Genomic DNA, 24,652 nt, shown 5'->3' with positions numbered 1-24,652 from the left:
CGTGACTCGCGACGAGAATACCCGTTCGAAACGCGCCGACGGCGGCGACCAGCTACTGGTCTTACCCGACGAACTCCGCCACGAACTCAAAGAGCCGCTGGGTCCGATCGAGACCGACGCGGACCGCCTCCTCGCGACCGTCGACGGCCCGCTGATCGCCGTCGGCGACGTCGTCACCTACCACCTCATGCAGGCGGGCCGGCCGCCGGACGTCGCGTTCGTCGACGAGCGAACCAAACGCGAAGCGGTCGACGAGGAGATCCGCCGGACCGTCACCGAGGAGACGACCATCGAGGCCACCAACCCGCCAGCCGAGGTCTCGGAAGACGCCGTCGAGGCGCTGCTCTCTGGACTGGCCCGCGCCGACCCGACGACGATTCACGTCGAGGGGGAGGAGGACCTGCTCGCGCTCCCGGCGATCGTCGCCGCGCCAGACGGCGCAAGCGTCGTCTACGGCCAACCCGACGAGGGGATGGTCCACGTTCAAATCACCGACGACCACCGGGCGTCGGTTCGAGCACTGCTCGATCGCTTCGCCGGGGATACGGATCGATTCTGGGCGCTGCTCGAGGCGGCCGATACCGACGCTTCGGGAACCCACAACTGAAGTTCTGTCTCGACCGTCCCGCGATCTCGCGAGTCAGTTCGTCTGGCGAACACCGCTGGTTCGTGGGATGGAAGGACCGTGCCGATTTTCAGACCGACCACTTCGGCCAGCTTTTCGACGCCCCTGGACAGCAACGGGGAGGAGGTGGCTCCTCGACCGACGAACGCGCCTCGGGGACGGGCACGACCGACGACCGATACCACGTCGGCGAACCGTCCACACCGGCGACTGGTGGACGGTTCGACCCCGCGGTACGCCAGTGAGTCATTTAAATAACCTGGTATAATCGGAATAATATTTTTGTAGAACGTTGAAGAGACAGTATCTGTGAACTACGTGCCGGCACGAACGACGATGTGCTGGTGCAGTCGTCGCGAGCCGTCGTGGAACAACCGTGGGCCGGTTCGTCCCCGCGGTGGATAACGGGGCCTGATTTCGAACGACCACCTCCCGTCGGAAGGGAGGAAAGCAGCCAATACATGAGAGACGAAACGACACCGGCTGATACCAGTCAGCAACGCACCGCAGAACGAGGTCGGGACGGTACGGACAGTGCGACGTCGATTCCGGAACGACCGACGGCACTGTCCAGGAACGCACTGTCGGAAAACCGGGGCCGCCGCTGGTGTGACCGATGAGATACGTTCGTCTCGAACTCACGCCGCCGACCGGTGCCATCCATCCCGTCGGTCGGCGGCTGGCGACCGAATCCGAGCTCGAACGGGCCGAACTCATCTACGTCGATTCGTTCCCCGACGGCACCGGTATCCTCCTGTATCGAATCCGCGGCGACACCGAAGACGTCGGATCGCGGATCGACGATCACCCGCTGGTTCTCGAGTGGGATCTCTTCGAGGGAACGAACGCTGCCGTTTACTGTTACCTGTTGGTCGACTCCGGTGAACCGGCATCCACGCTCATCTCGCTCGTCGGTCAAGACGGGTTGATCGTCGAGACGCCCATCGAGTACACCGGACCCGACTCGTTCCGACTGACCGTCGCGGGAAAAGAGGAGATGATTCAACACGCATATCAGACGATACCCGACCAGTTCGATTGTCAGATCATCAAGACCGGCGAGTACGACCCGCTGTGCAAATGGTCCATCTTCGATTTGACGACGCGACAAAAGGAGGTCCTCCGTACGGCGGTCGAAATCGGCTACTACGACGTTCCAAAGCAGGCAACCCATCGAGACATCGCGGACGAACTCGAGTGTGCGACCAGCACCGTCGACGAACACCTTCGAAAGGCGGAATCGACCATCTTTCTGTCGTTGTTACGATAGGCTAGTGACGACGAATCGACACCACGAACGAATTCGTGTCAGAACGGAGTCGGAGTCCGTCGAGGGACGGTCCCACACTGCGTCGGCGGGAACCCACGCGATACAGAGTGACCCGCCCAGCATCCCGAGGAAGGTTCCGAGTCCGAACCCGCCGAGCGCACCGTAAATCGAGACGGTCGCGAACAGGACGCCGATCGCACCCGACTGCGCCGCGTACTGGGGTCGAGCGATCGACAGAACGCCAGCGAGAAAGACGATACCCGCGCACAGGAGTCCGACCAGGACGAAAGACGTCGTTCCCATCCCGAATCTGGCGGCGAGGTCCAGCGGAACGGCGGCGATAACCGGACCGGCGAGCGAGAGTATCGTCCCGCCCCAGAACGGACGGTCGTGGCGCCAGCGAGCGAATCGAACGCGGTATTCGTCGCTCATCGTCAGTTGCTCACCGAACTGTCGTTCGCCGCACTTTCGTCTGCCGTGCTCGTATTTTCGATGCCGGTCTCCGTCCGGCAGTTAATTACCGATCCGTCACCTTCGGAATTCTCCGGATTCGTCACCACACCAACGTTCAGTTCGTCCAGCGAGAGGCGGGTGATGTACTGGGTCTCGGTCTGAATCGACCCGTCCTCGATCGTGATATTCCGTGACGTAACTCGCATTCTGTCCGCTGCGGTGTCGTATTCGACGACCTGGTCGCCTTCGAACGAGATATTTCCTTTCAACTCCGTGAACTGCTGATCGAGTCCTCGAAACGCCACACGCTCCGCTTTTATCGACACTCTGACCGTGTCGTCGGTGATGGGCATCTCGAGGTCTTTGAACAGGTGGAGACCGTCGATCGTTCCGTTCGTGATCCGGGTCTCACTGACGGGATACGTCCCACAGCCGTCGCGACTCGACATCGTCGAATCCTGTTCGAACCCTTCTCCTTGGAGCTCGTCGAACGCGACGGTGAAGCCGCCGACGTCACCCGTCGGGACGGCCAGGGTGACACCGGCGGACAGGAGGCCGGCGACGAAACAGACCAGCAACACGTTCGCCGCGAGGAACGCGACGGTAAATCGTTTGCGATCGATTGGCACAGGTGCGAAAACGTTCTCTAGTCGTTCACGTATAAATTTGTGCGTATATGGCCGGCTGTATAAAATTCCCCGTCCGTCTTCGCGTCGAATTCCGTCCATCACCGTCAACGATAGGACAGCGGCCCGCCTCGCCGTCCGAACCGGTTCGGTCCGAGACGGACCGGAATCGTCGTCGCGATAGCTCCGGTGGGCCATCGTCCGGATCGGTGCAAACCGCCATCGAATCGGCGCCGCCGTCGGCGGCGACGTCTCCGCCGCAGTCTCGAGTCGTTTGACGTCAGCGACAACGCCACTGCGGGGCGACGGCGAAAAGCGGAGGGGCTGGCGACGGCCGCGAGAGGAGCGGGTGTAGTGGCCGCGACTGACTACTTCGAGGGGGTCTCCGTTTCGGTCGTCTCGGAAGCCGACTCGTTCTGTCCGGGCCCCGAGCCGGTCGCGTTTTCGAACGTGTCGGCTGCGTTCCGAACCGTGGTTTCGACGTCCTCCAGAGCGTCTCCGATGGCTTTCAGCGTATTCCCGATGCCGTCGGTGGAGGGTGTCGTATTCTCTCCGCCGGCGCCCGGATCAGATTCGTTCGCCGTGGGCTCGTCAGACGATGATCCCTGTTCCATCGAATCGTCGGTCCCGTCTGTCGGGCCGTCGGATCCCGTTTCGGCGGATTCGTTTCCGGCCGAAGCCAGGTCGTATCGGTCTTTGATCCCGTCGATCAGGAGTCTTCCCGAGGGCGTCTGTCGTAACACGTTCAGTAGTTCTTCGCCCGGGAGTATCACCGTCATCACGTCCGCGCTTCCGGTCCTGAACTCGATATCCGTCCACGGGCCGTGGATAGACGTGTTCACGAACTGCACGTCGTGAAGCTGTATCTGCATCGTTTCGTTCACCGTCGACAGTCTGTCGAAGCACAACTCGCTGCCCTCGATGTATTCCGACTCGATCGTTATCAGGTCGTTCTTGATCGTGGTCCCGTCACCGGTCGCCGACACGGTCGCCGACTGCGTCCGGAGGTTCGTCGCCGTCTGTCGGGAGGCGTTCATCGTTGTGTTCTCGAGTGGCGACGGCGGGATACACATCTCCGAATAGGCTTCGTCCCCTTCGCCGTCTTCCTGCCTGAAGGCGGCGTCCGTGATCGATTCAGAGAGCGCCCGACCCGAATACGCCCCGGCCGGAAGACTGACCGCCACCACGATGACGAGACAGACGGCCGCGACGGAGGATCGATTGATCATTTTTCGTGATGGTATTTCGTTACGAAATGTTCGATTCAGTAATAGCTATTTCCGAGGGTATTTCCGGGATTTTATACGTGGCCCCGCCGCGGTCGACGCGATGCTCCCTGTCGGTGCACCCGGACAGCCCTGCGGCCGCTTCGGTTGGCTGCGCAGGGCTTCGGGTGACCACACGCGCGATGACGCGTGCCGATTCTCGCTGCCGAAACCGGACGAATATCTCACGTGTGGTGACGAACACTCGAGGGGACGATGGCTCAGCCCGCTCCGTGTCGCCGGGATGGCTTCGGCTTCCGGTGGATGGCTCCTGCTGGACGATGTGACGTGGCACGTCCAGTCCGCCGTCCTGGGCTCGGCGCTCTTCCCGGTGGCCCTCGGGGCGTTTCGAACGATTGGCCCCTCACGGCCGTTGCAGTCGTTCGGACGTGCCGGATCGATCCACACTCGGGCCGATTTTCAACCCCCTCGAGACGGCGCCACTGCTCGACCGTCGTCGACGATATTTTGAGCCCGATGGATCTCGAGAAGTTATTTACTTCCCGCCGAAAACGTGACCGACATGTACGATTTCGTCGTTGTCGGTGTCGGGCCGCCGGGCGCGCGCTTCGCTCGACGGGCTGCCGAATCGGGATACGACGTGCTCGCCCTCGAGAAGGGAACGATCGGCGAGCCGCTGGCCTGTTCGGGCCACGTCAGTACGGATATTTGGGCGTTCACGGGCGCGGGCGCTCGCGAGCAACTGTTCCAGAACGCGGTTTACGGGGCGCGGTTCCACGTCGGCGGCCCGCACAGCGATGCGTATCCTTTCTACAAACGCGAGGCGGCTTCGAACGTCATCGACCGGGTGGGACTGGACCGCCACCTCGCAGAGCTGGCCCGCGAGGCGGGCGCGGACGTCCGTGAAGAACGGACGGTCACGGAAGTCACCGAACATCGCGACCGCGTCGCGGTCGTCGCCAGCGGCCCCGACGGAACCGAAGCGTACGAGGCAAAGATGGTCGCCGGCTGTGACGGCCCGCGCTCGCGAGTCCGCGACCAACTCGAGTTGCCCCAGCCCGACGAACTGCTCCACGGCGTCCTCGCGTTTTCCTCCGAAACCGATTCCCAGGACTTCGTCGACGTGCATCTCACGCCGCCGACGTTTTTCGCGTGGCGGATCCCGCGCGGCGAGGCGGGCGTCGAGTACGGCCTCGCGGCGCCGCCGGGCGTTCACGTGACCAAACATTTCGAGGAGCTGATCGACGGCTACGAGGTGGACGTCTCACACCGCTGTTCGGGTGCGATTCCGATCGGGCCGCCCGACCGAGTAACCACGCGTCGGGCGTTTCTCATCGGCGATGCGGCCGCACAGACCAAGCCCTTCACCGGCGGGGGGATCCTCTACGGCATGACGAGTGCCGACCACGCCGCCCGCGAGATCGATCCCGACCGGCCATCCACGCTCGCGGCCTACGAGTACGCGTGGCGACAGGATCTGGAGCGCGAGATGGAACTCGGTCACTGGCTTCGGCGAGCGTACTCGCTCCCGGAACCCGTCCAGCGGATCGGTCTGGGTGCGCTGTCGGGCGAGATCGGCGTCCACATGGATCGGCCGACGTCGCTCGTTTCCCCGACGCACCTCAAGGCGATGCTCTCGCGGCTCCGCGGGTGACCGACCGGTTCGGGCGGCGACACAGCCGCCGATTCGAGGCTCGACCGTCCGATCGATGTCATCTATCGTGACGGTCCGTTTCGGCGCAACAGCGGTTTTTACGCCGCGGCGGTGTACGAAGCCTGATGTCGACGATAGCCGACCTCCGGCTTCCGGCGGCGGACACGGCGTTGGCGACCGCCTTCGAGCGCGCACCAGGTGCCACGTTCGAACTCGAGTCCTCGGTGTCGAAGACCCTGCCATCGCTGTGGGTGGCCGGCGTCGATCGCGAGACTGCCGGCGCGGCCTTCGCGGCCGACCCATCCGTCGAGGTCGCGGAACTCCTCGTCGAGACGGACTCGCGATTGTTGTACGACGTGACCTTCGCCGACGGTGCGGGGACGAACCGTCTCTGGGACGACCTGCTCGCGAACGGTGGATCGCTGCTCGAGGCGCGAGCGACCGACGGCTGGTGGCAGGTGACGGTTCGCTACCGTGACCGCGACACGCTCTGTGACGCCTACGACCACCTGCTCGAGCGCGGTATCAACGCCGATCTCCGGCGCGTGACCGACGTAACCGACACGAGCGACCACCAGACCAGATTGACGCCCGAACAGCAGGAAGCACTCGAGGCCGCCCTCGAGTACGGCTACTTCGAGATCCCCCGCGGCATTTCGATGGAGGACCTGGCCGAGGAACTGGGAATCTCCCACCAGGCGCTCTCCGAGCGCTTTCGTCGGGCTTACGAGACGCTGGTCGACGCCGAACTGCAGCCCGCGGGGGAGCAATCTCGGCCCGGGTGACGGTCGGCGACCGGCAAACGGCGACCGGCCGCGATGGGGAGAATGCGGCACAATCATTATTTGGGTGGATTGCGTTCGCCACCACATGGCTGACCTGCTCACCGACGAGGAGATCGAAGACCAACGCCCCAGCAACTGGGACCGCGATGGCGACGAAATCGTCCGCGTCTACGAGTTTGACGACTACCTCCGGGGCGTCAACTTCGCCCAGATGGTCGGCGAGATCGCCGAAGCGCAGTTCCACCACCCCGAAATCGTCATCCGGTACTCGGAGGTCGAAGTCCGCCTGACCTCCCACGAGGCGGGCGGCATCACCGGTGACGATATCGAAATGGCGGAACTGATCGAATCCGAACGAGACGCCTGAAACCGGTTACGAGTCCGTTTCCGATGGACGCCCACTACACGTTCCGCGTTCGAGTCCGCCTCGAACCCGCTCGGGAGTTCGTTTCCCTCGAACCGAGCAGTGCCCAGACGACGGTCACGCTCTTTCGCGATGCACCGCAGCCTGGCACCGACGGCTGGCTTTTCTTCCGGAATACGTTGTGGCGCGGCGACGTCTCCGATCAGGAACACGCCCGCCGACTCGCCGCCGACTGGCTGGGCGTCCCGGAGCGATCGATCGAAGCCGTCGACTTTCGGGAGCTTCAGACCGACGCGGAGTACTTCGACGCGCTGAAAGCCGAGATCGCGGCCGATCTCGAACCGTTCAACGCAGATACCGTTTCGGAAGTTCTCTCGAAGTATCTCGGCTCGAGTATTCGTGTGACCGACGCGGAAGACGACTGAGACCGGACCGAGGTCGATCCGTCGTCTCGCCGACGGTCGTGGGTACGTCCTTCACTGCCGCTGTCTCGTAACCGCTGTTCTCGTCGCCGTTTCCTGCGGTCGCCGTTTCCCGCGGTCGTCGGCCTCGTCGCCGTTTCCCGCGGTCGTCGGCCTCGTCGCCGCTGCTCGTTTCCGTCGTCAGCTTCCGCCGTCGTCGTTACCACCGTATTCGGCCACGGCCCGTTTTGGGCTCGTGCCCGTTTCAACTCGAGACCGGACGTCGTTCCCCCCGCGTGATCCGCCCGCCGACGTCAGCCGATATCGTCCGGATCGAGTTCCTCGAGCAGGCGAGCGGTCACGAACGGGCCGTCGGACAGCCCTACCTGATACGTTCCCGAGCACAGTTCACAAAGCGTAAACCCGTCGGACAGACTCGACAGCGCCCGTTCCTCCACCGCTCGAGCGTGGGACAACCCCTGGCACTCTCTGGATTCGTGGTACCGGTCGCAGCCGTCGGCAACGTAGACGACATCGTCGTCGGTCACGGCAGCTCACCCTCGTGGCGGTCGCGATCGGATCGGCGGCGGTGCCACCCGCGGTGTCGCCTCGCGAAGCCGAAATCGGGCGTGAGGTGTTCGCCTGGCCGGGATCGTCCGCCGGTCGTCTCGCCGCAATCGAGGCGATTCTCGCGGTGGACGAGCCGTGTCTCGGCGCGTCTCGATACAGCGGTGACTCGTCGTGTATCGGCGAACGGCGATGTGTAAGGGGATAGTGATGGATCAGTACTGAGGATCGGTCGGAGTGTGGAAACCGAGTGTGGTTTTCGAATCATGAGTGGGGAAGCGAGAGCCGCCGGCCACCCCCATCCGTGCCCTATGCCACGGTATCACGCAACACTATCTAAAACTATCGGGCACCGTCGCGAATGTTAGTCGGTTTTTCGCCGTTCGTCACGTTCGGTCGGCACGCATCGAAAACACGTTGGCCCCTCGACGGTGCTCGTCCTTCCCGTTCGACGTATTGCGGTCGCCCCGGTCGGAACTGCTTCGGGTTCGCTCCACATCGTTGGTCGTCGAACCACGGGTACTCGTGGCCCTCAACTCCGCGAGGCACCTCCCGGCGGCTCTATCACTCTGCGGTCGCGGGCGCTAAAATATCTCCCGCCGTCGGAAAAATTATTGTGATATGGTAGCATATATCTCTCCACTTTTATGTATTCGCTTGTGGCCGCCTTCTATGATGTCCACGAGTGAACAACGGCCGGCGGTTCCGGACGAAATCGCATCACCAGAGGCAAAACTCGTCTATCTCACCCTTCTCATCAGCGACGAGACGAAGGCCACCGATCTGCAACGGACGCTCGGACTGCCCAAACTCACGCTACTCGCGGTTCTCGACTCGCTCTCAACGAAGGAACTCGTCGAACGGACGGAGGGTGGGTATGTCTGCACGTGAACCTGCGATTCACTCCGTCGTCGACCCGGCGGAGCAGGGGAGTATCCGGATCGACTGCTTCGTCCGGTCGAACGTCCCGCCGTCCGTTTCCGAACAGATTCAGGCACTCGTCGATCGGCTTCGGACCCTCCGCGACCACGGGTTGATCGACGACGTCCGAGTCTCCCGGTGGCCGCCGCAGCGATCGATGACGGAGGAAGCGGGGTCGACCTGCAACGATCTCGTCGCAGAGTTCGAACAGTGGGCCGAACGAAACGGCTATTCACTCGAGCCGGGGTTCCGTCGTCGAGAAGTTCCACCGTCACCGCTCGGCCTCACTTCCGACTCGCGCGAGCGGGTACGGGTTCCACTCGTGGCCCTGGCCCTCTACGAGGCCGACGCCGAAACTGAGGCCCTCCGCGGAGTCGTGCCGTGTACGGATCGCTCCGCGACGGACGACGATCGGACGTATACCGTCGACGGATGGCTTACCGCAGTCGAGACGCGGGCGCTCGACGGTCCCGTGTCCGCATCCCAGCGAGATCAACTGCCGATTGTGGACCGGCGGTGACGTGCGCAGTGACGAGCCAGCACGCGGGCGACCCGGAGACGTCGATCCGCTCCGGACCGCTGCCCGAACGCGTGTGATCGGTGCGTCCGTCGTTCCCGAGTCCCGTTTCACTCGACGTCGTCGTGTGTTAGCAACGGTTGCGTTCGCTCGCCGTCCGGCGGGTCGTAGGTGACGACCTCGAGGAGGTTGCCGTCGGGATCGAGGAAGTAGAACCCCTCGAACTCGCCCCAGTCGTACGGCCCCTGTTTCGGGAACTGCCCGTCGAGGGCGTCTCGCAGCGAGTCGTACGTCTCGCGGTCGGTCGAGAACGCGAGGTGGGCTTTGTCGAGCGGATGATCGAGACCGCGGTCGTCCCAGTTCTCGGCCCGACCGGTTTCGGCCAGCGTGACGATCGTTTCGCCGACTCGAAACATCGCGTGATCGCCCTGGAACGCTTCGGGGGGCCTGACCAGTTCGAGGTCGAGGGTTTCGCGGTAGAACTCGTAACTCGGCTCGAGCGCATCGACGTCGACGTTGATGTGATCGACGGCGTCCATGCCCGCTGCTACAACGGAGGGGGCCAAGAGCCTGTCTGGTCGATGCAGTGTCATATAGCGTCGAACGCGGTTCTCGCCTCGGACGGCGTCGCGTACCCCCGTCGCGACGAACGGCCGTACTGAACTCGAGTACGGACGCCGCACGCCCCGGTCGCGAATCCCGTGGGACCGAGACGACGGTGCCGATCGGCCGGTCAGGACCGTTCGATCTCCGACGGTGGCCGTTTCCACTCCGGATCCTCGCGCGGCGGCGCGAGGATGCCGAGACCGATCGCGACATCGCTACTTCGGTTTTCCGCGCCGTGGCGCTCGTTGCTCCGAAACAGGTACGCATCGCCGGCCGAGAGCGCGTGCTCTTCGCCCTCGACGATCGCGGTGAGTTCTCCCTCGAGGACGTACCCGATCTGTTCGTTCGCGTGCGTATGGACCGGTAACGTCGCCCCCGGTTCGATGCGCCAGTACATCATCCCCGCTCGATCCCCCGTCGGGAGGTCCGCGAGGTACACGCCGTCGGCGACCTCGTCGGACTCCGCTCGGGTCGTAGATAGGTGTTCCATGGGAACACCCATCACTGCCCACGCCGCCACTGATAAACGTATTGTGAAAACGTTTTAAGCACCTCAGGGGTGTCGGGAGTTCCATGCTAGCACGTCAATCGGTTCGGTTGTTCCACCTCCCGTTTTCGTTTATGCTGCCACAGAAGGTGGCGGTCGAACGGGGATACTTCCGCGAGGAGGGGATCGAAGTCGACCTGGTCGAGCGCGATCGCCGCGACGTGGAGGTCAAATATATTCCAGCCGAGGAGACGCTGACCGACGACTACGACGTGGATCTCTACCCCATCTGCAAGTGGGAGAGCATCCGCCGAACGTGGGACATGAACGACGGACGAATCGTCGCGAACGGAACGTTCGCCAACCTTCCGTACACGGTGTTCACCCGGCCCGACTCGTCAGTCGAGTCGCCGTCGGATCTCGGGAACGTCCCGGTCGGCGTCAATCTGCGAACCGGCCAGGAGTACACGGCGCGGAGGGCCCTCGAGGAACACGTCGGCTCCGACGAGATCGATCTCGTCGGCTGCGGGATGCCGACCGACCGACTGCGAGCCCTCCACGAGGGGCGCGTCGACGCCGTCACACTCATCGATCCCCACAGTACGCTGGCCGACTACCTCGGTTTCCGGCGGCTTCTCGAGTACGACAACCACATGGGAATCGTCGGAAGCGACGACGTCGACCGGAACCTGCTCGAGGCCTTCCTGCGCGCCTACGAGCGCGCAGTCGCGGACATCAACGCCGAACCGGACGCGTTCCGCGGCACCTATCTGGAGATGCTCGAGGCCGAGAAAGCGGTGGCTCCCGACGTGTTCGACGACGTCGACGTCGCCGCCGTCCGCGAGGAGATCACGGTACCCCGGTACGAGGTGCCAGAACCGGTCGACCGCGGGGAACTCGACGACCACCTCGACTGGATGCAAGCCCGCGGACTGATCGACGAGGACGCGACGATCGACGACATCGTCGCGCCGCTGTAACCGCCACGGAGTGCCAGCAATACCCGATCTACCCGACATCCGACCAATGACCGACATCGACTCACAACAGGCCGCGATCGACGAATTTCAGGGCGACCCCGGCGATCGACCGGTGATGCGGGCCCGATTCGAACACAACGGCAGTCCGCGGTACATGCTGTACACGATCAAGCGCTTCGCCTACGATCACGACCGCGGCTTTCACCTCGACTTGCAACTCGTCTCCGACGAACTCGACGAGGGTCTCGAGACCGTGGAAGCGAAGCTCCAGGACGGCGACGCCGACCTGATCGACATCGACTACCTCTCGACTGCGCGCGAGCGGGCCGACGGCGCTCCGATCGTCGCGTTTCACCCGTACGGACAGACGGTCGGCGGCCTCGTTACGCCGATCGATTCGCCGATCGACGGACTCGACGATCTCTCCGGACACCGGATCGGCGTCGTCAGGCGACGCGACAAGAACTGGATTCTCGTCAGGGCGGCGTGCCGGGAGTTCCACGGCTTCGACCCGGACGAGACGGCGACGCCCCTCGAGGCCGGATCGAAGGTCGAACTCACTCGGCAACTCCGAAACGGCGAGGTCGACGCCATTCTTCAGTTCTGGCAGATCGTCCCGGAGATCGTCGAATCCGGCCCCTACCGGGAGGTACTGTCGATGTCGCGGCTGGTCGACCGGCTCGCAGACACCGACGGCGAGCGCCCGATTCCGATCTCGACGTTTCTGACGAGCGAACCGTATCTGGCCGACCACCCCGACGCGGTCCGCGGCTTCGAAGGGGCCTTTCGAGACGCCGTCGAGCGGCTCAAACGCGACGACAGCCTCTGGGAGGAACTGGGCGCACAGCTCATGTACGAAGACGACCCCGCGGTCATCCGCGCCGTGCGCGATCGCTGGCGCGAGATGGTCGTCGCCGACTGGGACGAGTCCACCGTCGATGGGATGGAACGACTGTTCGACCGGCTGAAAGCGGTCGCGGGCGCGGACGCGCTCGGCGTCGACGAGCTACCGGACGGGGTGTTCCGGACGGACGTGGAAATGGAGGGGCGGCCATGACAGAGACGCTCTCGTTCCAGCTCAACTGGGAGCCGAACGGATTCCAGTCGCCGTACTTCCTCGCCCGCGAGGAGGGGTTCTATCGAGAGGCTGGCCTCGAGATCGAGTTCGTCGAGGGCCACGGCTCGCCGTACGCGGCCGAACGCGCTGCGCGCGGACGTGCGGACGTCGCGCTCGCGGGTGCCAGCGCCGTGTTGACGACGCAGAGCAAGGGGTTCGAGCCGCTGGCGGTCGCCGCGGTGACGCAGAAGACGCCGGCGGCCGTCTACACCCTGCGGGACGTCTTCGGTGAGCCACTCACAGAGCCCGCACAGCTCGCGGGCCGGACCGTCGCGCCCTCCGCGACGAAGACACGGATTCTCACCGCCCAGTTGCTCGAGAACACGGGCATCCGAGACGACGTCGAACTGCTCGACGTCGATCCGCACACCCACCACCGCGTCCAGCACAAGGTCGTCGACGGCGCGGTCGACGCCGCGGTCGGCGTGGTCACAAATGGGATCGAGATCGGCCGCGAGCACGACCGGACGCCCGACGAGCTTCCGATCGGGGACTATCTGGACGTCTACGGCATGACGCTCGTCACCGGCCCCGAGCTCGCGCGCGAACGGCCGGACTCGATTCGATCGTTCATCCGAGCGAGCGCGCGCGGGTGGGCCGCCGCGACCCGCGATCCGGCGCGTGCGATCGACGTCCTCGTCGGCCGAAACGCGACACTCGAGCGCAATCGGGAGATCGAGCGCCTGAAGTTCGAAACTGCGGCGAACCGGCTCCAGTTCACGCCGTACGTGCGGGATCACGGCTGGGGGGCACAGGATCCGGCCCGGTGGCGACGCCTCGGCGAGACGCTCTCCGAGACCGCACTGCTCGAGGGCTCGATCGATCCGGACGCGGTCTGGACCGGCGAGTTCCGCCCCGTCGACGAGCCGATCGTCTCCGAGTACGCCGATCGGGTTCGACCGGCGGTCGAGTGAGCGACGACCGGTAATCGAGCGGGCGGTGACGGATGGTCGGGCGGCCGATGAACGGTGAGCGGCCGAGCGGCGACGGACGTTCGATCCCGAAAACCGAACAGTCGATAACCATTTACTCGAGGCTCCCTTATCTGTGCCTCCAGATGGCCTCGGAACCCGACTACGACTTCTGGCTGCTCGATCTCGACGGGACCATCGTCGACGTCGAGTGGTCCTATACGCGGGAGGTGTTCGACCGGGTCGGCGACCGGCTCGGTCGCGAGTTCACCGACCGAGAAGCCGACATCATCTGGAACGGCCTGACCGGGTCCCGGGACCGCCAGCTCGAAGACTGGGGCGTCGCCCCCGACGAATTCTGGACCGCGTTCCACGAGGAGGAGGATCCGCTGGTGCGGGCCGAACAGACTTACCTCCACGAGGACGCCGCGTTCGTCGCCGACCTCGAGGAACCGGTCGGACTCGTCACTCACTGCCAGGAGTTCCTCTGTGAGCCGGTGCTGGATCACGTCGGTATCCGCGACTGGTTCGACGCGCAGCTCTGCTGTACCGAGGAAACGGGCTGGAAACCCGACCCGGATCCAGTCGAGCGAGTCATGTCCGACCTCGGCGTCGGGCACAACGGTCACCGAGGGGTTCTCGCGGGCGACGGTGCCAACGACATCGGCGCGGCCTGGAACGCCGGGCTCGATGCGATCCACGTCGAACGTGTTGGCCACGAACGCCGCGGACGGTGCGTCCTCGGCGACTATCGCGTCCAGTCGTTCGACGAGCTTTACTGAACGGCTTTCTGCGGCCGTCGAGCGACCGTGACCGAGAGCCAGCGGCGAGTCAGCGACGAACGAACGCCGAACTCGAGTCACGAACGACCGCGGTCGAATCGAGACCAAAAGGGATTCAGGGGTCCGGTCGGCGACGGACCCACGATGAAGTACTGCCTCGACTGCGAGTGGAGCGCCGTACGGACCGACGAGCCCTCACGACGAGCGCGGTCTCGAGCCGAAATCGACCACTACGTCGCGACGGGACACGCGATCGAGTCGAACGATTCGACCGTCCCTCCGACGACACCCGACGTCAGCAGTGAGGGCGCTGTCCCCGGCTTCGATATCCGAAACGAGTGATGGGCCGCCGGTCGGAAACTGCGCTCACGCGCCCGCATTCACAGATTCTTACCATTAGATCGACAGGAAAGCTTATGCTGGGATGCTCGGCTTATCGTAGCATGGCACGCGATACGCCGGTACGAAATCGAACCGATGCGGCCGCAACCGACAGTGCGCTTCCGAACCTCGTGACGATCGTCGGGCGAGGCGTTCCGTCGAACTTCGAAATCACCGTCGACGGCGATCTCGAGATGCTCGCCGACGATCCCGTGGCCGAAGGAACGGTAGTCTCCTGTGGCGTCGCCGAGGGAGCGATCGACGTCGGCGTCAGGCGCTTCCGGTTTTCCGGGCAGATGGCGAACGTCCGACTCGTCGATTGGAACGGTAACGAAGCGCCCGATTCCGCGAGCGTCCCGACGGTCCACGTCGAGTACGGCGCTGCGGATCGATAACGCGATTCTCGATCCGAGAACGGACTCCGGGAACGCGGTTTCCGCCTGCTGACGACGCCGAGCGACCGGTGTGAACGCGTCCGCCCGAACCGTCGGCGTCACGGACATCGGTACTGGGTACCGCTGCCGAGAATCGACCGATCAGCGGACGCGCCGGAGACCGCGATCAATCGTCGTCCGTGGCGCCGATCCCTGGATCGCTGCTCGCTGCCGCGGCGAGCGCCGTCGGCGCGATCGGCCCGTCGTTGGGACCGAACTCGGGATCGAACAACTGGAGGGCGGTGTGGATGGTGCTCCAGTCGTCTTCCGCTGCGGCCTCGCGCAGGCTCTTGGTCGGCGGCGCGAGCAACTGATTGACGAGGGAGTCCGCCATCGACTCGACGATCTCGCGCTGTTCGTCGGAGACGTCCTCGCCGCCGAGACGCGAGAGCGCCGTCTCCACCTCACGCTCTTTGATTCGTTCGGCGGACTCGTACATCGCGGCGATCGCTTCGTCCGCGCGCGCTCGTTTGTACTGTTCCGTCAGCAACTGAAACTCGTGGTCGATCATCCCCTCGACGTCGCGGGCCGCGTCGGCCCGCTGTTCGCGCGTCTCCGCGGTTATCGACTCGAGGTCGTCCAGATCGAAGACCGTCACGGCGGGTAACGAACCGGTTCTCGGAGCGACGTCGCGGGGCTGGCCGAGGTCGACGATCACCTGCTCGGTCTCGGTCGCACCGTCGCGTGCGCCGTCGAGATGGTGCGGTTCGAGTATCGGTTCCTCGCTGCCGGTGGCGGCAACGACGATGTCCGTCCGGCCCGCGATGGAATCGAGGTCCTCGAGCGGCGCGGCGCCTGCGTCGGTCTCCTCGCAGACCTCGTCGACGATGTGTTCGGCGTGGGCGACGGTCCGGTTGACGACGACGAGTTCGTCGACGCCGGCGGCCACGAGGCTCCGAGCCGCGAGTCGGCCCATTTCGCCGGCGCCGACGACCAGCGCGCTCGCCCCCTCGAGGTCGACTTCTGCCGCGGCACGTCGCGTCGCGGCCGAGCCAAGCGACACGACGCCCTCGTTGATCGCGGTTTCCGTCCGGGCGCGTTCGCCGACGTGGATCGCCTTCGTGACGGCGGCCTCGAGCATCGAGCCGATGCCGCCGGCGTCGCGGGCGTCCTCGTAGGCGGCTCGGACCTGGCCGATGATCTGGTCCTCGCCGAGTATCACCGACTCGAGGCCGGCGGCGATTCTGAGCAGGTGTCGGAGGCTCTCGTCGTGGTGGGTCGTGACGACCGCATCGTCGTCCGCGTCGGCAAAAAACTCCTGTAGCGCAGCCCGGCCGATAGCGTGATCCGGGCCGACGACGTACGCTTCGACCCGGTTGCACGTCGAGAGGACGTACGCTTCTTCGATACCTGGTACGGTCAGCAACTCCGAAACGGCGGCGTGCTGGCTCGCTGGGCTTGCAGCGGCGAGTTGATCGACGCTGCCGCTTTCGTGCGTAACTCGCGCTGCGGTGACGACCCCGGTCGAAATCACGGCCGTTCACCCCCGGTAGACAGTTCGTCGCCGAGCACGTCCTCGATCACTTGCGGACAGTTGGAAGTACCCGTACGTAAAGCTGTCCAAAGATCCGGAGAATTGACGACGTCGGTGACGATCTCTCGGCGGCGGTCGGCCGGCACGTCTCGAGATTTCAGCTCCTCGCGCAGCCCCGCACAGACGCGCGCCATCTCGCCGGCTCCCGCCAGCGTCTCCTCGAGTTCTCGTCGGAGGTACTTACTCAGTGCGGGTGCCGTGCCACCGGTCGCGATCGAGACGGTGACGGGGTCTTCGGACACGGTCGCCGGTACGACGACGCTACCGGCGTCGCGCTCGCCCGCTCGGTCGGCACGGTTGACGAGGATTCCCCGCTCGCGGCTCGCGTCGGCGACCGCCTCGTTGATCGCCTCGTCGTCCGTCGCCGCGACGGCGAGGGCGGGTTCGACTCGCTCGAGCCACGGGGCGACCTCGTCGGGCGTCGGCGCGGCGCGGATCAGTTCGGCCGGGCCGAATTCACGGTCGGCGAACGCGGGGCTGACGACGAGGACCCGCGCTTCTCGGGCGAACCGACGGGCCTTTCGGGCGCCGACGGGTCCGCCGCCGAAGACGAGCACCGTTTCGTCGGTGAAGTCGTGCACGAGTGGAATCATCGTAGGGCCTTGGCTCTCTCCGTTCGGCGTTACCGCTCTCTGGTGTTCGAGGCAGCGCGTTCTGCCAGACGAATGCCGGTCTTTTTCAATATTTGCGTCGAAAACAGACTGTCCCAGTCGTCTTCGGTGACGTCCCAGTAGCCGGCCATGGTCTCGCGAACCTGCTCGATACGCCGTTCGCTCTCCGCCTCGCTCCGGCCGTGGGTCATCGCGAAGAAATTGTACGGCCAGACACCCTCGTGGCGCGGCCGTCGGTAGCAGTGCGTCACGAACGGCAGCGAGGCGACTTCGGGGCCGACATCTGCGACCAGTTCGTCCGGGACGTTCCAGACCGTCATCCCGTTTTCCGTGTAGCCGAGCGCGTAGTGATTCGGGACGACGCCGATTCGACGAATCTTGCCCTCGCGCTCGAATCGTTTGATCGTCTCGAGTACCCACTCGGTCTCGACTCCGATCGCACCGGCGACGTCTGTATACGGCGTTTCGGTGAGGGGAACCCCGTCCTGAATCTCGAGGACGAGGTCGCGCTCGGCCGGCGAGAGCGTGGGGTCGGCGCTCGGCGAGACGGTGGGTCCGAGGCGGCTGAGATCGATGCCGGCGTCCTCGGCGTCGCCCTCGCCGTCGAGCGGGCCGTCGACGTAGAATTTGGCCTCGACGCGGAACTCCTGTTGTTTGGGCAGGTTGTACGTCTCCTGTCCGGTCTCGGCTTCGATTTCGGCCAGGACCTCCCCGACCCGGTCCTCGTCGGCGACGCTCACGACGAACCAGACGTTCAGAGACGGATGCTCGCGCTCGTAGTTGTGTGCTACCTCGCGGTGTCCGTTTACCCGTTCGACGATGTCGTCGAAACGGTCTTCGGGAGCGTGCATCGCGACCAGCGTCGCCGCGCCGCCGATTTCCTGTGCGTTGACGAGCGGTCCGAATCGAGAGAGGACGCCTCGCTCGTCGAGGGTTTGGATGGTCTCTCGCAACCCGGCCGCGTCGATGTCGACCCCGCGATCGCACATCGCCGCTGCGGCGGGCTCGAAGGGCCGCTCCACGACGGGGAAGCCGCCCTGAAATGCGTTGACGACCGCCCGCTCCCGTTCGGTGAGGTCGACGTCCGTGGACATACGTGGTCGTCGGGACTGCGCTCGTATAAGCGAACCGGGACGGTCCGCTCCACGCGGCGGACCGCTCATACGGACTACTGTAAGTCGTTTCCGGGGCAACCGCGACCGTCCTGTGGTTGCCCCGGTACATCGTTACGGCAGACCGTATCAGCCCTCGACGCCCGTCACCTCGAAGCCGAGGTCTCGAACGTCTTCGAGGATCGCTTCGTGGTCCGCGCTCGCTTCGTAATAGATGACGATGTCGAAACTCCCCTGTCGCAGGAGCTGCTGGCACTCCCAGACGAATTCCTCGCCCTCGAGCGTCAGGCCCTGGTGCTGGTTCGACGAGAAGTCGGTATCGTCGTTGCCCGAGTAGACGTAGCAATCTTTCGGGTCGTGTCCCGAGTGTTCGGCGATGACGTCGCCGACGTCGATCGTCGCCTGCATCATCTGGACGTCCTCGCTCCCATCGTAGTCGGTGTGGACGATCGCCCCGTTCAGTTCGATGTCTCCGGGCTCGAGCAACGTCCTGGTCCGCTGATAGAGGTCCTCGTCGATCACGTCTGCCATCGCTCGGACGTTGGGCGGCTGGACGGATAGCCGTCACGATTCCGTCGTCTCGGCGGCCGCAACCGGCGAGCCGTCGTGTCGAACGTCGTGACGTACCGCAACACACAAGACACAAGACACATAGTCCTCGGTGACCTTTCCCCGTCCAATGAAGCGGTGGCTCCGTCAACGCGTCGATGCGGCCTACGAACGGCTGCTCTCGCGAGAGATATCCGGCGCGCCGACCCACGTCGCAGTGATTCAGGACGGTAACCGACGGTACTCTCGCAAGCGGGGCGGAAACGCCCACGACGGCCACCGTGCCGGCGCCGAAACGACGGAACAGATCCTCGAGTGGTGCCACGACATCGGCGTCGAGGAACTGACGTTGTATGCGTTCTCGACGGAGAATTTCGACCGTCCTGACGAAGAGAACGAGGCGCTGTTCGATCTGCTCTGTGAGAAACTGCGGAAGTTCGCACGGGCCGAACGCGTCCACGGAAACGAGGTTCGCATTCGAGCCATCGGCGACGTCGAACGGCTTCCGGAGCGGGTTCGTGACGCCGTCGCATACGCCGAGGAGGAAACCCGTGGGTACGATCAGTTCGTTCTCAACATCGCGCTGGCGTACGGCGGCCGCGCACAACTGCTCGAAGCCGTCCGCGGCGTCGCCGACAGCGTCGACGCGGACGATCTGGAACCCGGCGAAATCGACGTCGAGGACATCGAAGACAGGCTGTACGATCAGCCGGTCCGGGACGTCGACCTGATCATCCGAACGGGCGGTGACGAGCGCACGTCGAATTTCCTCCCCTGGCACGCCAACGGTAACGAAGCGGCCGTTTTCTTCTGTACGCCGTACTGGCCGGAGTTTTCGAAAGCGGACTTCCTGCGGGGGATTCGCACGTACGAACACCGCGAAGAATCCTGGCGCCGGACCCGCGCTCGCCGCGCACTGGCACTGCTCGGCGCCGTCAGCGAACCCGAACTCGTGGAAGCCCACTCGATCGTCGACCGGTTCCGCGACTCTCTCCCGTCGGCCGAGCGGCCCGACACCGGCGATATCGAGGCGAACGACTCGAGCGGACGGATCGCCGACTGAGCGACCCTCGGCGCTCCGATCGCGGTATGTCCACACACCACAATCTTTATCAGTCATTCTAGCAACAGTAACCGCGATGCCCCCCTTCGAGAGCGCTCCCGTGGTCGACGTCGAGCAGTTCGTTCGGCTCACAGACGTCCCGCCCGACGAAGCGTACGAACTCCTCGCGAATTCGCGGACGCGACTCACCCTTCACGTCCTCTCGACGTGTGCACCCCCGTTCTCCGTCGACAGACTGACCGATATCGTCTCCAGTCGCGACGATGCCGACGAATACGCGGTCCACGTTTCGCTCGCCCACGCCGTCCTGCCCAAACTCGAGGCCCACGGTCTCCTCGAGTACGATGCCGACGCCGGTCTGATTTACCTCGATCGGCCGGTCGTGGACGTCGAGACCCCCGTCGCGGAACTCTCGGACGTTCCTCGGTGGCCAGGCGCCAACAGTCCGCCGACGTGAGCCGATCGACTACCGGCCGAATCGCCGCGATCGATTACAGTACTCGCGGACCGCACGAAGGAAGTCCCGCTTGCGAAAGTCCCGCCAGTTGACGTCCGTGAAATACAGTTCCGAGTAGACCGACTGCCAGATCATGAAATCCGAGAGCCGTTCCGCGCCGGTCTTGATCACCAGATCCGGTTCCGACGGGAACACGAGGTGGTCCTCGACGTGTTCGTCGTCGATTTCGTCGGGCTCTAAATCCCCCGTCTCGACGCGCTCTGCGAGCGTCCGGACCGCGCTCGTAAATTCGTGTTTCCCGCCGAGGCCGATCCCGATCCGGATCGGCGCGTCGGCACGCGTCTTGTCTTCCGGTCCGCGAACGGCCACCTCGAGGGGTGCGTCGATCGTCTCGAGTTCGCGTCGGAGCGCGGGCACGGCGGCCGCATCGAGGACGCTGACGTAGACGGTAATCTGCGAGGCGTACTCGACGGCCCACTCGAAGAAATCGGTGAGCGTTTCGTAGGCCCCCCGCTCGAGGAGGTCTCGCTCGGTGATCACGAGCGCGACGTGATCGGGTGGATCGGCCCTGTGGCGGCGGATTCGAAGGGCGAGGTACCGTTCGTATACTCCCACGTGAGTGACTTTTTCGGCCGCTGTGATACGGGTTACGGGTTGTCCCCGTCCGGACCGGGATACCGAACTCGACCCAACCGGGCCGCTGACCGCCGTGAAAACCGACTCGAGCCGGGTTCACGAACCTTGAAGTAACCGCCACAGAAAGGAACCGATATCGTGACAGCACCCGTTCGGCGAGCCGGCGTGTTTGCGGTACTCTGTACACTTTCGCTCGCCGTCCCGCTCTCCGGCCCTCGGGTGGGAGCCGCGCTCGCCGGCGTCGTCTTGCTCGCCGCCTACGTTATCACCGACGGCCCGCTGTTCGATCTGCTCGCCTATCCGGGCGATTACGAGGATTCGCGGCTCTACGGCCTTATCACGTTCGTGCTTTCGGGCGTCGCGCTCGGCCTCATGGCGACGAAAGCGTCGATGCCGGTCGCTGTCTTCGTCGCGACGTTACTGCTCGTCGGCTACGGCAATTTCGGCGAACAACTCGTCAGACTGCGGTTCGAGTTGTCCGTCGTCCGGGTCGTCGGGTTCTGTCTCGCCGCGACGAGCGCCGCCATCGTCGGTCAGACCATCACGCAGTCGCTCGTGGGCGACGCCGTCGCATCGTCGCTGCCGAGCGTCGTCTTTCTCGCCGCAAGCGGTGCATTTCTCGCGGCGCTTCTCCGAGACGTGCTGTTGCGCTCCGACGACCCGATCGTCGTCCTCTCGGTCGGGCTCCTCCTCTGGCTGCTCGCCGAACTCGAGCCGTCGATCGGCGCGTGGGAGATCGTCGTCGCACTCGTCGTCACCGTCGCGCTCGGGTACGCGTCCTACGCCCTCGAAACGGCCTCGATCGCGGGTATGCTAACCGGGATCCTCCTGGGGCTGTTGACGATCGTGCTGGGCGGCTACGGCTGGTTCGCCGTCCTCATCTCGTTCTTCGCCATCGGCGGTATCTCGACGAAGTTCCGCTACGAGCGAAAGGAAACGCTCGGCGTCGCGGAGGACAACAACGGTGCACGCGGCAGCGGCAACGTCCTCGGAAACGCCGCCGTTGCACTCGTCGCCGTGCTGGGCTATGCGGCCAGTGACGCCGGGTTTCTCCCCCGCGATCCCACACTCTTTCTCTTTACGTTCGCCGGTTCCATCGCGACCGCGATGAGCGACACCCTCTCGAGCGAAATCGGCAGCGTCTTCGAGACGCCGCGACTGATCACGACTCTCGAGCCGGTCGACCCCGGCACGGACGGCGGCGTCACGTGGCAGGGGGAACTCGCCGGCATCGCCGGCGCGACGATCGTCGCTGCCATCGCTTACGGGCTCTTTCCGGAAGTCGGGGTCGTCGGTGCGGCGATCATCGTCGCCGCCGGTATCGTGGGGATGACCGTCGATAGCCTGCTGGGGGCGACACTCGAGGGAACGTTTCTGGGAAATCAGGGCGTAAACTTCCTGGCGACGTTGTCCGGTGCGCTGATCAGCGCGGTTCTGGTGCTTTCGTTTCCCGTTCTCGGCTGATCCGCCCGCGAACACTGACGCCGCCTGCGCTCTCGGATCGTCGTCTCGAGACGGCGAACGCGAATCCGGCGTTCGTCGATCCCGAACGCGGGGCTGTCAGTCGTCCATCGACGGAAACTCCCCGTTCGGCGAGACGCCGTCCGGCGCCCCATCCGGGCGCTCCGATCGTTCGTCGGACGGGTGACTCTCCAGGCGAATGTCGGCTCGGACGTGCGCTCCCGCGGCCGTACTCGTTATCCAGACGACCAGCAGCGCCCAGGTACCGAGGAGGGCGAGCGCTGCCGCCGGTGGCGGTGCCATCGAGAATAGCTCGGCCGCGATGCCATATCAACGACTCGGACCGGACCGAGACCGAAGGCGAGTACCGTTCCGATCGGTCCGGTCAGACGGATGGCGGCTTCGGTCGCCGTGCTCGTCGCTCGTCGGCGTGCCGTTCGCGAGCCCGTCTCGCACTCCGGACGGTTCCCTCCTGTGATCGCGCGGGCCAGGAACAGATCGACGGGAACGCGCCTCGAGAACGGGGCTGACGCGCACCTCACTCGGCGTCCGGTGACCGTTCGGCGATTTCGTCGACGGGGTGAAGCCGAACGTCGGTCGGGCGCTTGGTAAACTGTCCGAGCGACCGTGCGACGATCCGATCGACGCCGCGATCGGCCGCCAGATCCAGCAGTCGCTGGCCGAGGATGTCGTCGAGCACGACCGTCGTCGGCGCCGTCTCGGCCGACTCGAGGGCGTCGTAGGCGTCGCTCGCATCGGTCTCGGCTACCGTCTCACCGTCCGCATCGAGGAAGCGAACGCGATCGGTATCCGCCCGGATCACCGCCGTCGCGTGACCGTAGACGGTTTCCGGCTCGCGCTCACGACCGGATTCGGGCGCGGTCGCTTCGTCGTCTCGCTCGGCCACCGTCGCTTCCGCGGGTCCGGACTCGAGGGTTGCCGAGCCGGGTCGCTCCCGATTCGCAGTCGTCCGGTCGGTTTTGGCTTTCGCCGGTGTCTCGGAGTCCGTGCCGACGTCGCTGGCCGAGTCGAATACCGAATCCGCGCGGGCGGACGATTCGCGATCGTGCTGGTTCGAGGGGGACGGCTCCTCTTCGAGGGTGGTCGGCGAGGCGGTGCCCGGGTCAGCCGGCGGCGGTGCCGGCGTGGTACTGCCGTCGGTCGCGGCGACCGCTTCTCGGGGTTCGTTCAGTTCCGAGACGGTCTCGTAGGGGACCTTGTTCCGGAGGGCGGCGAACAGTTCGTGGTGGTCGAGTTCCTCGACGGAGCTGTCGGCCGGGGCGAAGGCGACGTAATCGATGTCGCCGACCTGCGAGAGTTCCTCGAGAATGAGGTCTCCGCCGCGGTCGCCATCGAGGAAGGCCGTGACCGTCCGGTGGCGAGTCAGTTCGGCGACCGCGTCGGGAACGCTCGTTCCCTCGACCGCGATCGCGTTTTTGATGCCGTACTTGAGCAGCGTGAGGACGTCCGCTCGTCCCTCGACGACGATGATCGCGTCGCTGTCGGTGACGCGCGGACCGGCGGGCAACCCTTCGAACTCGGTGATGTCCTCGACGCGGACGTGCTGGCGCACCTCCGCTAAGATCTCGTCGGACGACATGATCGAGTCGTCGAACCCGGCCCGCAGCAGTTCCTTCGCCCGGTCGACGACTTCCTTTCGCTTCGCCGCTCGGACGTCCTCGATTTCTTCCACCTCGAGGTCGGCCCGGCAGGGCCCGACTCGAGTGATCGTCTCGAGGGCGGCGGCGAGGGTGGCAGTTTCGACCTTGTCGAGGCTGCTCGCGATCGTTACCTGGCCGTCGGATTGGCCCTGTGTGCTTGCGATTTCGACGTCGATACGGCCGACCTTTCCCGACTGTCGGAGGTCGCGGAGATCGAGGTCGTCGCCGAGCAGCCCTTCGGTCTGGCCGAAGATCGCCCCGACGACGTCGCTACGTTCGACGACCCCGTCAGCCGTCACGTTCGCGTGAATGAGGTATTTCGAAGTGTCTTCCATTGGAGATCAGTCCCCGCGAGGGGCGCGGTGACGCGGGAGTCGCGTGCAGAGACCGGTTTATGTAAGATTTCGTTCGTGGGGGGCAAATAGCTGTTGACCGCCGCAATTCGATTGTGTGTCCGAACG

The 24,652-nt window shown here is 64.8% G+C and carries 30 protein-coding genes; 17 read left to right on the top strand and 13 right to left on the bottom strand.

Features of this window, described 5'->3' with window-relative positions; translation table 11 throughout:
* Window position 1: 1 nt before the first annotated feature.
* Together NJT13_RS08850 and NJT13_RS08845 are read left to right on the top strand one after the other, a co-directional pair.
* Complete coding sequence (locus NJT13_RS08850) at window positions 2-607, top strand: GTP-dependent dephospho-CoA kinase family protein (protein WP_254525193.1); 606 nt, start codon at window positions 2-4, stop codon at window positions 605-607.
* 634 nt (window positions 608-1,241) lie between these two features.
* Window positions 1,242-1,895 carry a helix-turn-helix domain-containing protein gene (locus NJT13_RS08845; protein WP_254525192.1) on the top strand — a complete coding sequence of 218 codons (654 nt, stop codon included), beginning with the start codon at window positions 1,242-1,244 and terminating at the stop codon, window positions 1,893-1,895.
* Here the strand turns inward: NJT13_RS08845 and NJT13_RS08840 are convergent.
* The 3 genes from NJT13_RS08840 to NJT13_RS08830 all read right to left on the bottom strand — a co-directional run bounded on the left by NJT13_RS08840 (window position 1,887) and on the right by NJT13_RS08830 (window position 4,203).
* Entirely contained in the window at window positions 1,887-2,327 is a 441-nt protein-coding gene (locus NJT13_RS08840) for a DUF6114 domain-containing protein (protein ID WP_254525191.1), read from the bottom strand. The genes NJT13_RS08845 and NJT13_RS08840 overlap by 9 nt on opposite strands.
* Before the next feature lie 2 nt (window positions 2,328-2,329).
* Entirely contained in the window at window positions 2,330-2,977 is a 648-nt protein-coding gene (locus NJT13_RS08835; protein ID WP_254525190.1) for a hypothetical protein, read from the bottom strand.
* Window positions 2,978-3,342: 365 nt separating this feature from the next.
* On the bottom strand, window positions 3,343-4,203 hold the full coding sequence (locus tag NJT13_RS08830; RefSeq protein ID WP_254525189.1) for a hypothetical protein: 861 nt from the start codon (window positions 4,201-4,203) through the stop codon (window positions 3,343-3,345).
* Window positions 4,204-4,762: 559 nt separating this feature from the next.
* On the opposite strand from NJT13_RS08830, the gene NJT13_RS08825 reads away from it, so the two are divergent.
* The 4 genes from NJT13_RS08825 to lwrS all read left to right on the top strand — a co-directional run bounded on the left by NJT13_RS08825 (window position 4,763) and on the right by lwrS (window position 7,428).
* Window positions 4,763-5,854, top strand: coding sequence for a geranylgeranyl reductase family protein (locus NJT13_RS08825; protein WP_254525188.1), 1,092 nt, complete (start codon window positions 4,763-4,765; stop codon window positions 5,852-5,854).
* A 125-nt stretch (window positions 5,855-5,979) separates the two neighbouring features.
* Window positions 5,980-6,639: a helix-turn-helix domain-containing protein gene (locus NJT13_RS08820; RefSeq protein WP_254525187.1), complete on the top strand. Its 660-nt coding sequence runs from the start codon at window positions 5,980-5,982 to the stop codon at window positions 6,637-6,639.
* Between the two features lie 85 nt (window positions 6,640-6,724).
* A complete protein-coding gene (locus tag NJT13_RS08815; RefSeq protein ID WP_254525186.1) occupies window positions 6,725-7,006 on the top strand; it encodes a 4a-hydroxytetrahydrobiopterin dehydratase in 282 nt (93 codons plus the stop codon).
* A gap of 23 nt (window positions 7,007-7,029) precedes the next feature.
* Complete coding sequence (gene lwrS / locus NJT13_RS08810; protein WP_254525185.1) at window positions 7,030-7,428, top strand: LWR-salt protein; 399 nt, start codon at window positions 7,030-7,032, stop codon at window positions 7,426-7,428.
* A 290-nt stretch (window positions 7,429-7,718) separates the two neighbouring features.
* Here the strand turns inward: lwrS and NJT13_RS08805 are convergent, their stop codons facing one another.
* On the bottom strand, window positions 7,719-7,952 hold the full coding sequence (locus NJT13_RS08805) for a hypothetical protein (protein ID WP_254525184.1): 234 nt from the start codon (window positions 7,950-7,952) through the stop codon (window positions 7,719-7,721).
* Window positions 7,953-8,646: 694 nt separating this feature from the next.
* Here NJT13_RS08805 and NJT13_RS08800 point away from each other — a divergent pair.
* Together NJT13_RS08800 and NJT13_RS08795 are read left to right on the top strand one after the other, a co-directional pair.
* Window positions 8,647-8,862 carry a helix-turn-helix domain-containing protein gene (locus tag NJT13_RS08800; RefSeq protein WP_254525183.1) on the top strand — a complete coding sequence of 72 codons (216 nt, stop codon included), beginning with the start codon at window positions 8,647-8,649 and terminating at the stop codon, window positions 8,860-8,862.
* Complete coding sequence (locus tag NJT13_RS08795; RefSeq protein WP_254525182.1) at window positions 8,849-9,412, top strand: HTH domain-containing protein; 564 nt, start codon at window positions 8,849-8,851, stop codon at window positions 9,410-9,412. Before NJT13_RS08800 ends, NJT13_RS08795 begins: the two co-directional genes overlap by 14 nt.
* A 107-nt stretch (window positions 9,413-9,519) precedes the next feature.
* On the opposite strand, the gene NJT13_RS08790 is transcribed toward NJT13_RS08795, so the two are convergent.
* Both NJT13_RS08790 and NJT13_RS08785 read right to left on the bottom strand, forming a co-directional pair.
* A complete protein-coding gene (locus NJT13_RS08790) occupies window positions 9,520-9,948 on the bottom strand; it encodes a VOC family protein (protein ID WP_254525181.1) in 429 nt (142 codons plus the stop codon).
* Window positions 9,949-10,142: 194 nt separating this feature from the next.
* On the bottom strand, window positions 10,143-10,505 hold the full coding sequence (locus NJT13_RS08785) for a cupin domain-containing protein (protein ID WP_254525180.1): 363 nt from the start codon (window positions 10,503-10,505) through the stop codon (window positions 10,143-10,145).
* An 83-nt stretch (window positions 10,506-10,588) separates the two neighbouring features.
* On the opposite strand from NJT13_RS08785, the gene NJT13_RS08780 reads away from it, so the two are divergent.
* From NJT13_RS08780 to NJT13_RS08755, 6 genes are all read left to right on the top strand, one after another.
* Window positions 10,589-11,482, top strand: a complete 894-nt coding sequence (locus NJT13_RS08780; RefSeq protein ID WP_254525179.1) for an ABC transporter substrate-binding protein — start codon at window positions 10,589-10,591, stop codon at window positions 11,480-11,482.
* A gap of 46 nt (window positions 11,483-11,528) precedes the next feature.
* Window positions 11,529-12,539 carry an ABC transporter substrate-binding protein gene (locus tag NJT13_RS08775; RefSeq protein WP_254525178.1) on the top strand — a complete coding sequence of 337 codons (1,011 nt, stop codon included), beginning with the start codon at window positions 11,529-11,531 and terminating at the stop codon, window positions 12,537-12,539.
* Window positions 12,536-13,513 (top strand): ABC transporter substrate-binding protein, encoded by a 978-nt coding sequence (locus tag NJT13_RS08770; protein ID WP_254525177.1) that lies wholly within the window; start codon window positions 12,536-12,538, stop codon window positions 13,511-13,513. The genes NJT13_RS08775 and NJT13_RS08770 overlap by 4 nt, the downstream gene beginning before the upstream one ends.
* A 143-nt stretch (window positions 13,514-13,656) precedes the next feature.
* Complete coding sequence (locus tag NJT13_RS08765) at window positions 13,657-14,292, top strand: HAD family hydrolase (RefSeq protein WP_254525176.1); 636 nt, start codon at window positions 13,657-13,659, stop codon at window positions 14,290-14,292.
* A gap of 144 nt (window positions 14,293-14,436) precedes the next feature.
* Window positions 14,437-14,634, top strand: a complete 198-nt coding sequence (locus NJT13_RS08760) for a hypothetical protein (RefSeq protein WP_254525175.1) — start codon at window positions 14,437-14,439, stop codon at window positions 14,632-14,634.
* Window positions 14,635-14,735: 101 nt separating this feature from the next.
* Window positions 14,736-15,068: a hypothetical protein gene (locus NJT13_RS08755; protein ID WP_254525174.1), complete on the top strand. Its 333-nt coding sequence runs from the start codon at window positions 14,736-14,738 to the stop codon at window positions 15,066-15,068.
* 166 nt (window positions 15,069-15,234) lie between these two features.
* Here NJT13_RS08755 and hemA read toward each other — a convergent pair whose 3' ends face one another.
* The 4 genes from hemA to NJT13_RS08735 form a co-directional block, all read right to left on the bottom strand.
* Complete coding sequence (hemA, locus tag NJT13_RS08750) at window positions 15,235-16,578, bottom strand: glutamyl-tRNA reductase (RefSeq protein WP_254525429.1); 1,344 nt, start codon at window positions 16,576-16,578, stop codon at window positions 15,235-15,237.
* Entirely contained in the window at window positions 16,578-17,234 is a 657-nt protein-coding gene (locus NJT13_RS08745) for a precorrin-2 dehydrogenase/sirohydrochlorin ferrochelatase family protein (protein ID WP_254525173.1), read from the bottom strand. The genes hemA and NJT13_RS08745 overlap by 1 nt, the downstream gene beginning before the upstream one ends.
* A 29-nt stretch (window positions 17,235-17,263) precedes the next feature.
* Complete coding sequence (ahbB, locus tag NJT13_RS08740; RefSeq protein WP_254525172.1) at window positions 17,264-18,346, bottom strand: siroheme decarboxylase subunit beta; 1,083 nt, start codon at window positions 18,344-18,346, stop codon at window positions 17,264-17,266.
* Between the two features lie 147 nt (window positions 18,347-18,493).
* Window positions 18,494-18,895, bottom strand: a complete 402-nt coding sequence (locus NJT13_RS08735; protein ID WP_254525171.1) for a DUF5778 family protein — start codon at window positions 18,893-18,895, stop codon at window positions 18,494-18,496.
* Window positions 18,896-19,043: 148 nt separating this feature from the next.
* On the opposite strand from NJT13_RS08735, the gene uppS reads away from it, so the two are divergent.
* Entirely contained in the window at window positions 19,044-19,976 is a 933-nt protein-coding gene (gene uppS / locus NJT13_RS08730) for a polyprenyl diphosphate synthase (RefSeq protein ID WP_254525170.1), read from the top strand.
* Between the two features lie 76 nt (window positions 19,977-20,052).
* On the top strand, window positions 20,053-20,433 hold the full coding sequence (locus tag NJT13_RS08725; protein WP_254525169.1) for a DUF7344 domain-containing protein: 381 nt from the start codon (window positions 20,053-20,055) through the stop codon (window positions 20,431-20,433).
* Window positions 20,434-20,442: 9 nt separating this feature from the next.
* Here NJT13_RS08725 and NJT13_RS08720 read toward each other — a convergent pair whose 3' ends face one another.
* Window positions 20,443-21,048: an undecaprenyl diphosphate synthase family protein gene (locus NJT13_RS08720; RefSeq protein ID WP_254525168.1), complete on the bottom strand. Its 606-nt coding sequence runs from the start codon at window positions 21,046-21,048 to the stop codon at window positions 20,443-20,445.
* A gap of 159 nt (window positions 21,049-21,207) precedes the next feature.
* On the opposite strand from NJT13_RS08720, the gene NJT13_RS08715 reads away from it, so the two are divergent.
* Window positions 21,208-22,533, top strand: coding sequence for a DUF92 domain-containing protein (locus NJT13_RS08715; protein WP_254525167.1), 1,326 nt, complete (start codon window positions 21,208-21,210; stop codon window positions 22,531-22,533).
* 96 nt (window positions 22,534-22,629) lie between these two features.
* On the opposite strand, the gene NJT13_RS08710 is transcribed toward NJT13_RS08715, so the two are convergent.
* Both NJT13_RS08710 and dnaG read right to left on the bottom strand, forming a co-directional pair.
* Window positions 22,630-22,833 (bottom strand): hypothetical protein, encoded by a 204-nt coding sequence (locus tag NJT13_RS08710; protein ID WP_254525166.1) that lies wholly within the window; start codon window positions 22,831-22,833, stop codon window positions 22,630-22,632.
* Window positions 22,834-23,068: 235 nt separating this feature from the next.
* Entirely contained in the window at window positions 23,069-24,526 is a 1,458-nt protein-coding gene (gene dnaG, locus NJT13_RS08705) for a DNA primase DnaG (RefSeq protein ID WP_254525165.1), read from the bottom strand.
* Between the last annotated feature and the right edge of the window lie 126 nt (window positions 24,527-24,652).

This window comes from Natrinema caseinilyticum (assembly GCF_024227435.1).
Taxonomy (GTDB): Archaea; Halobacteriota; Halobacteria; order Halobacteriales; family Natrialbaceae; genus Natrinema; species Natrinema caseinilyticum.
Note: the sequence above shows the minus strand (reverse complement) of the source record. Positions and strands in the feature narration are given on the sequence as shown.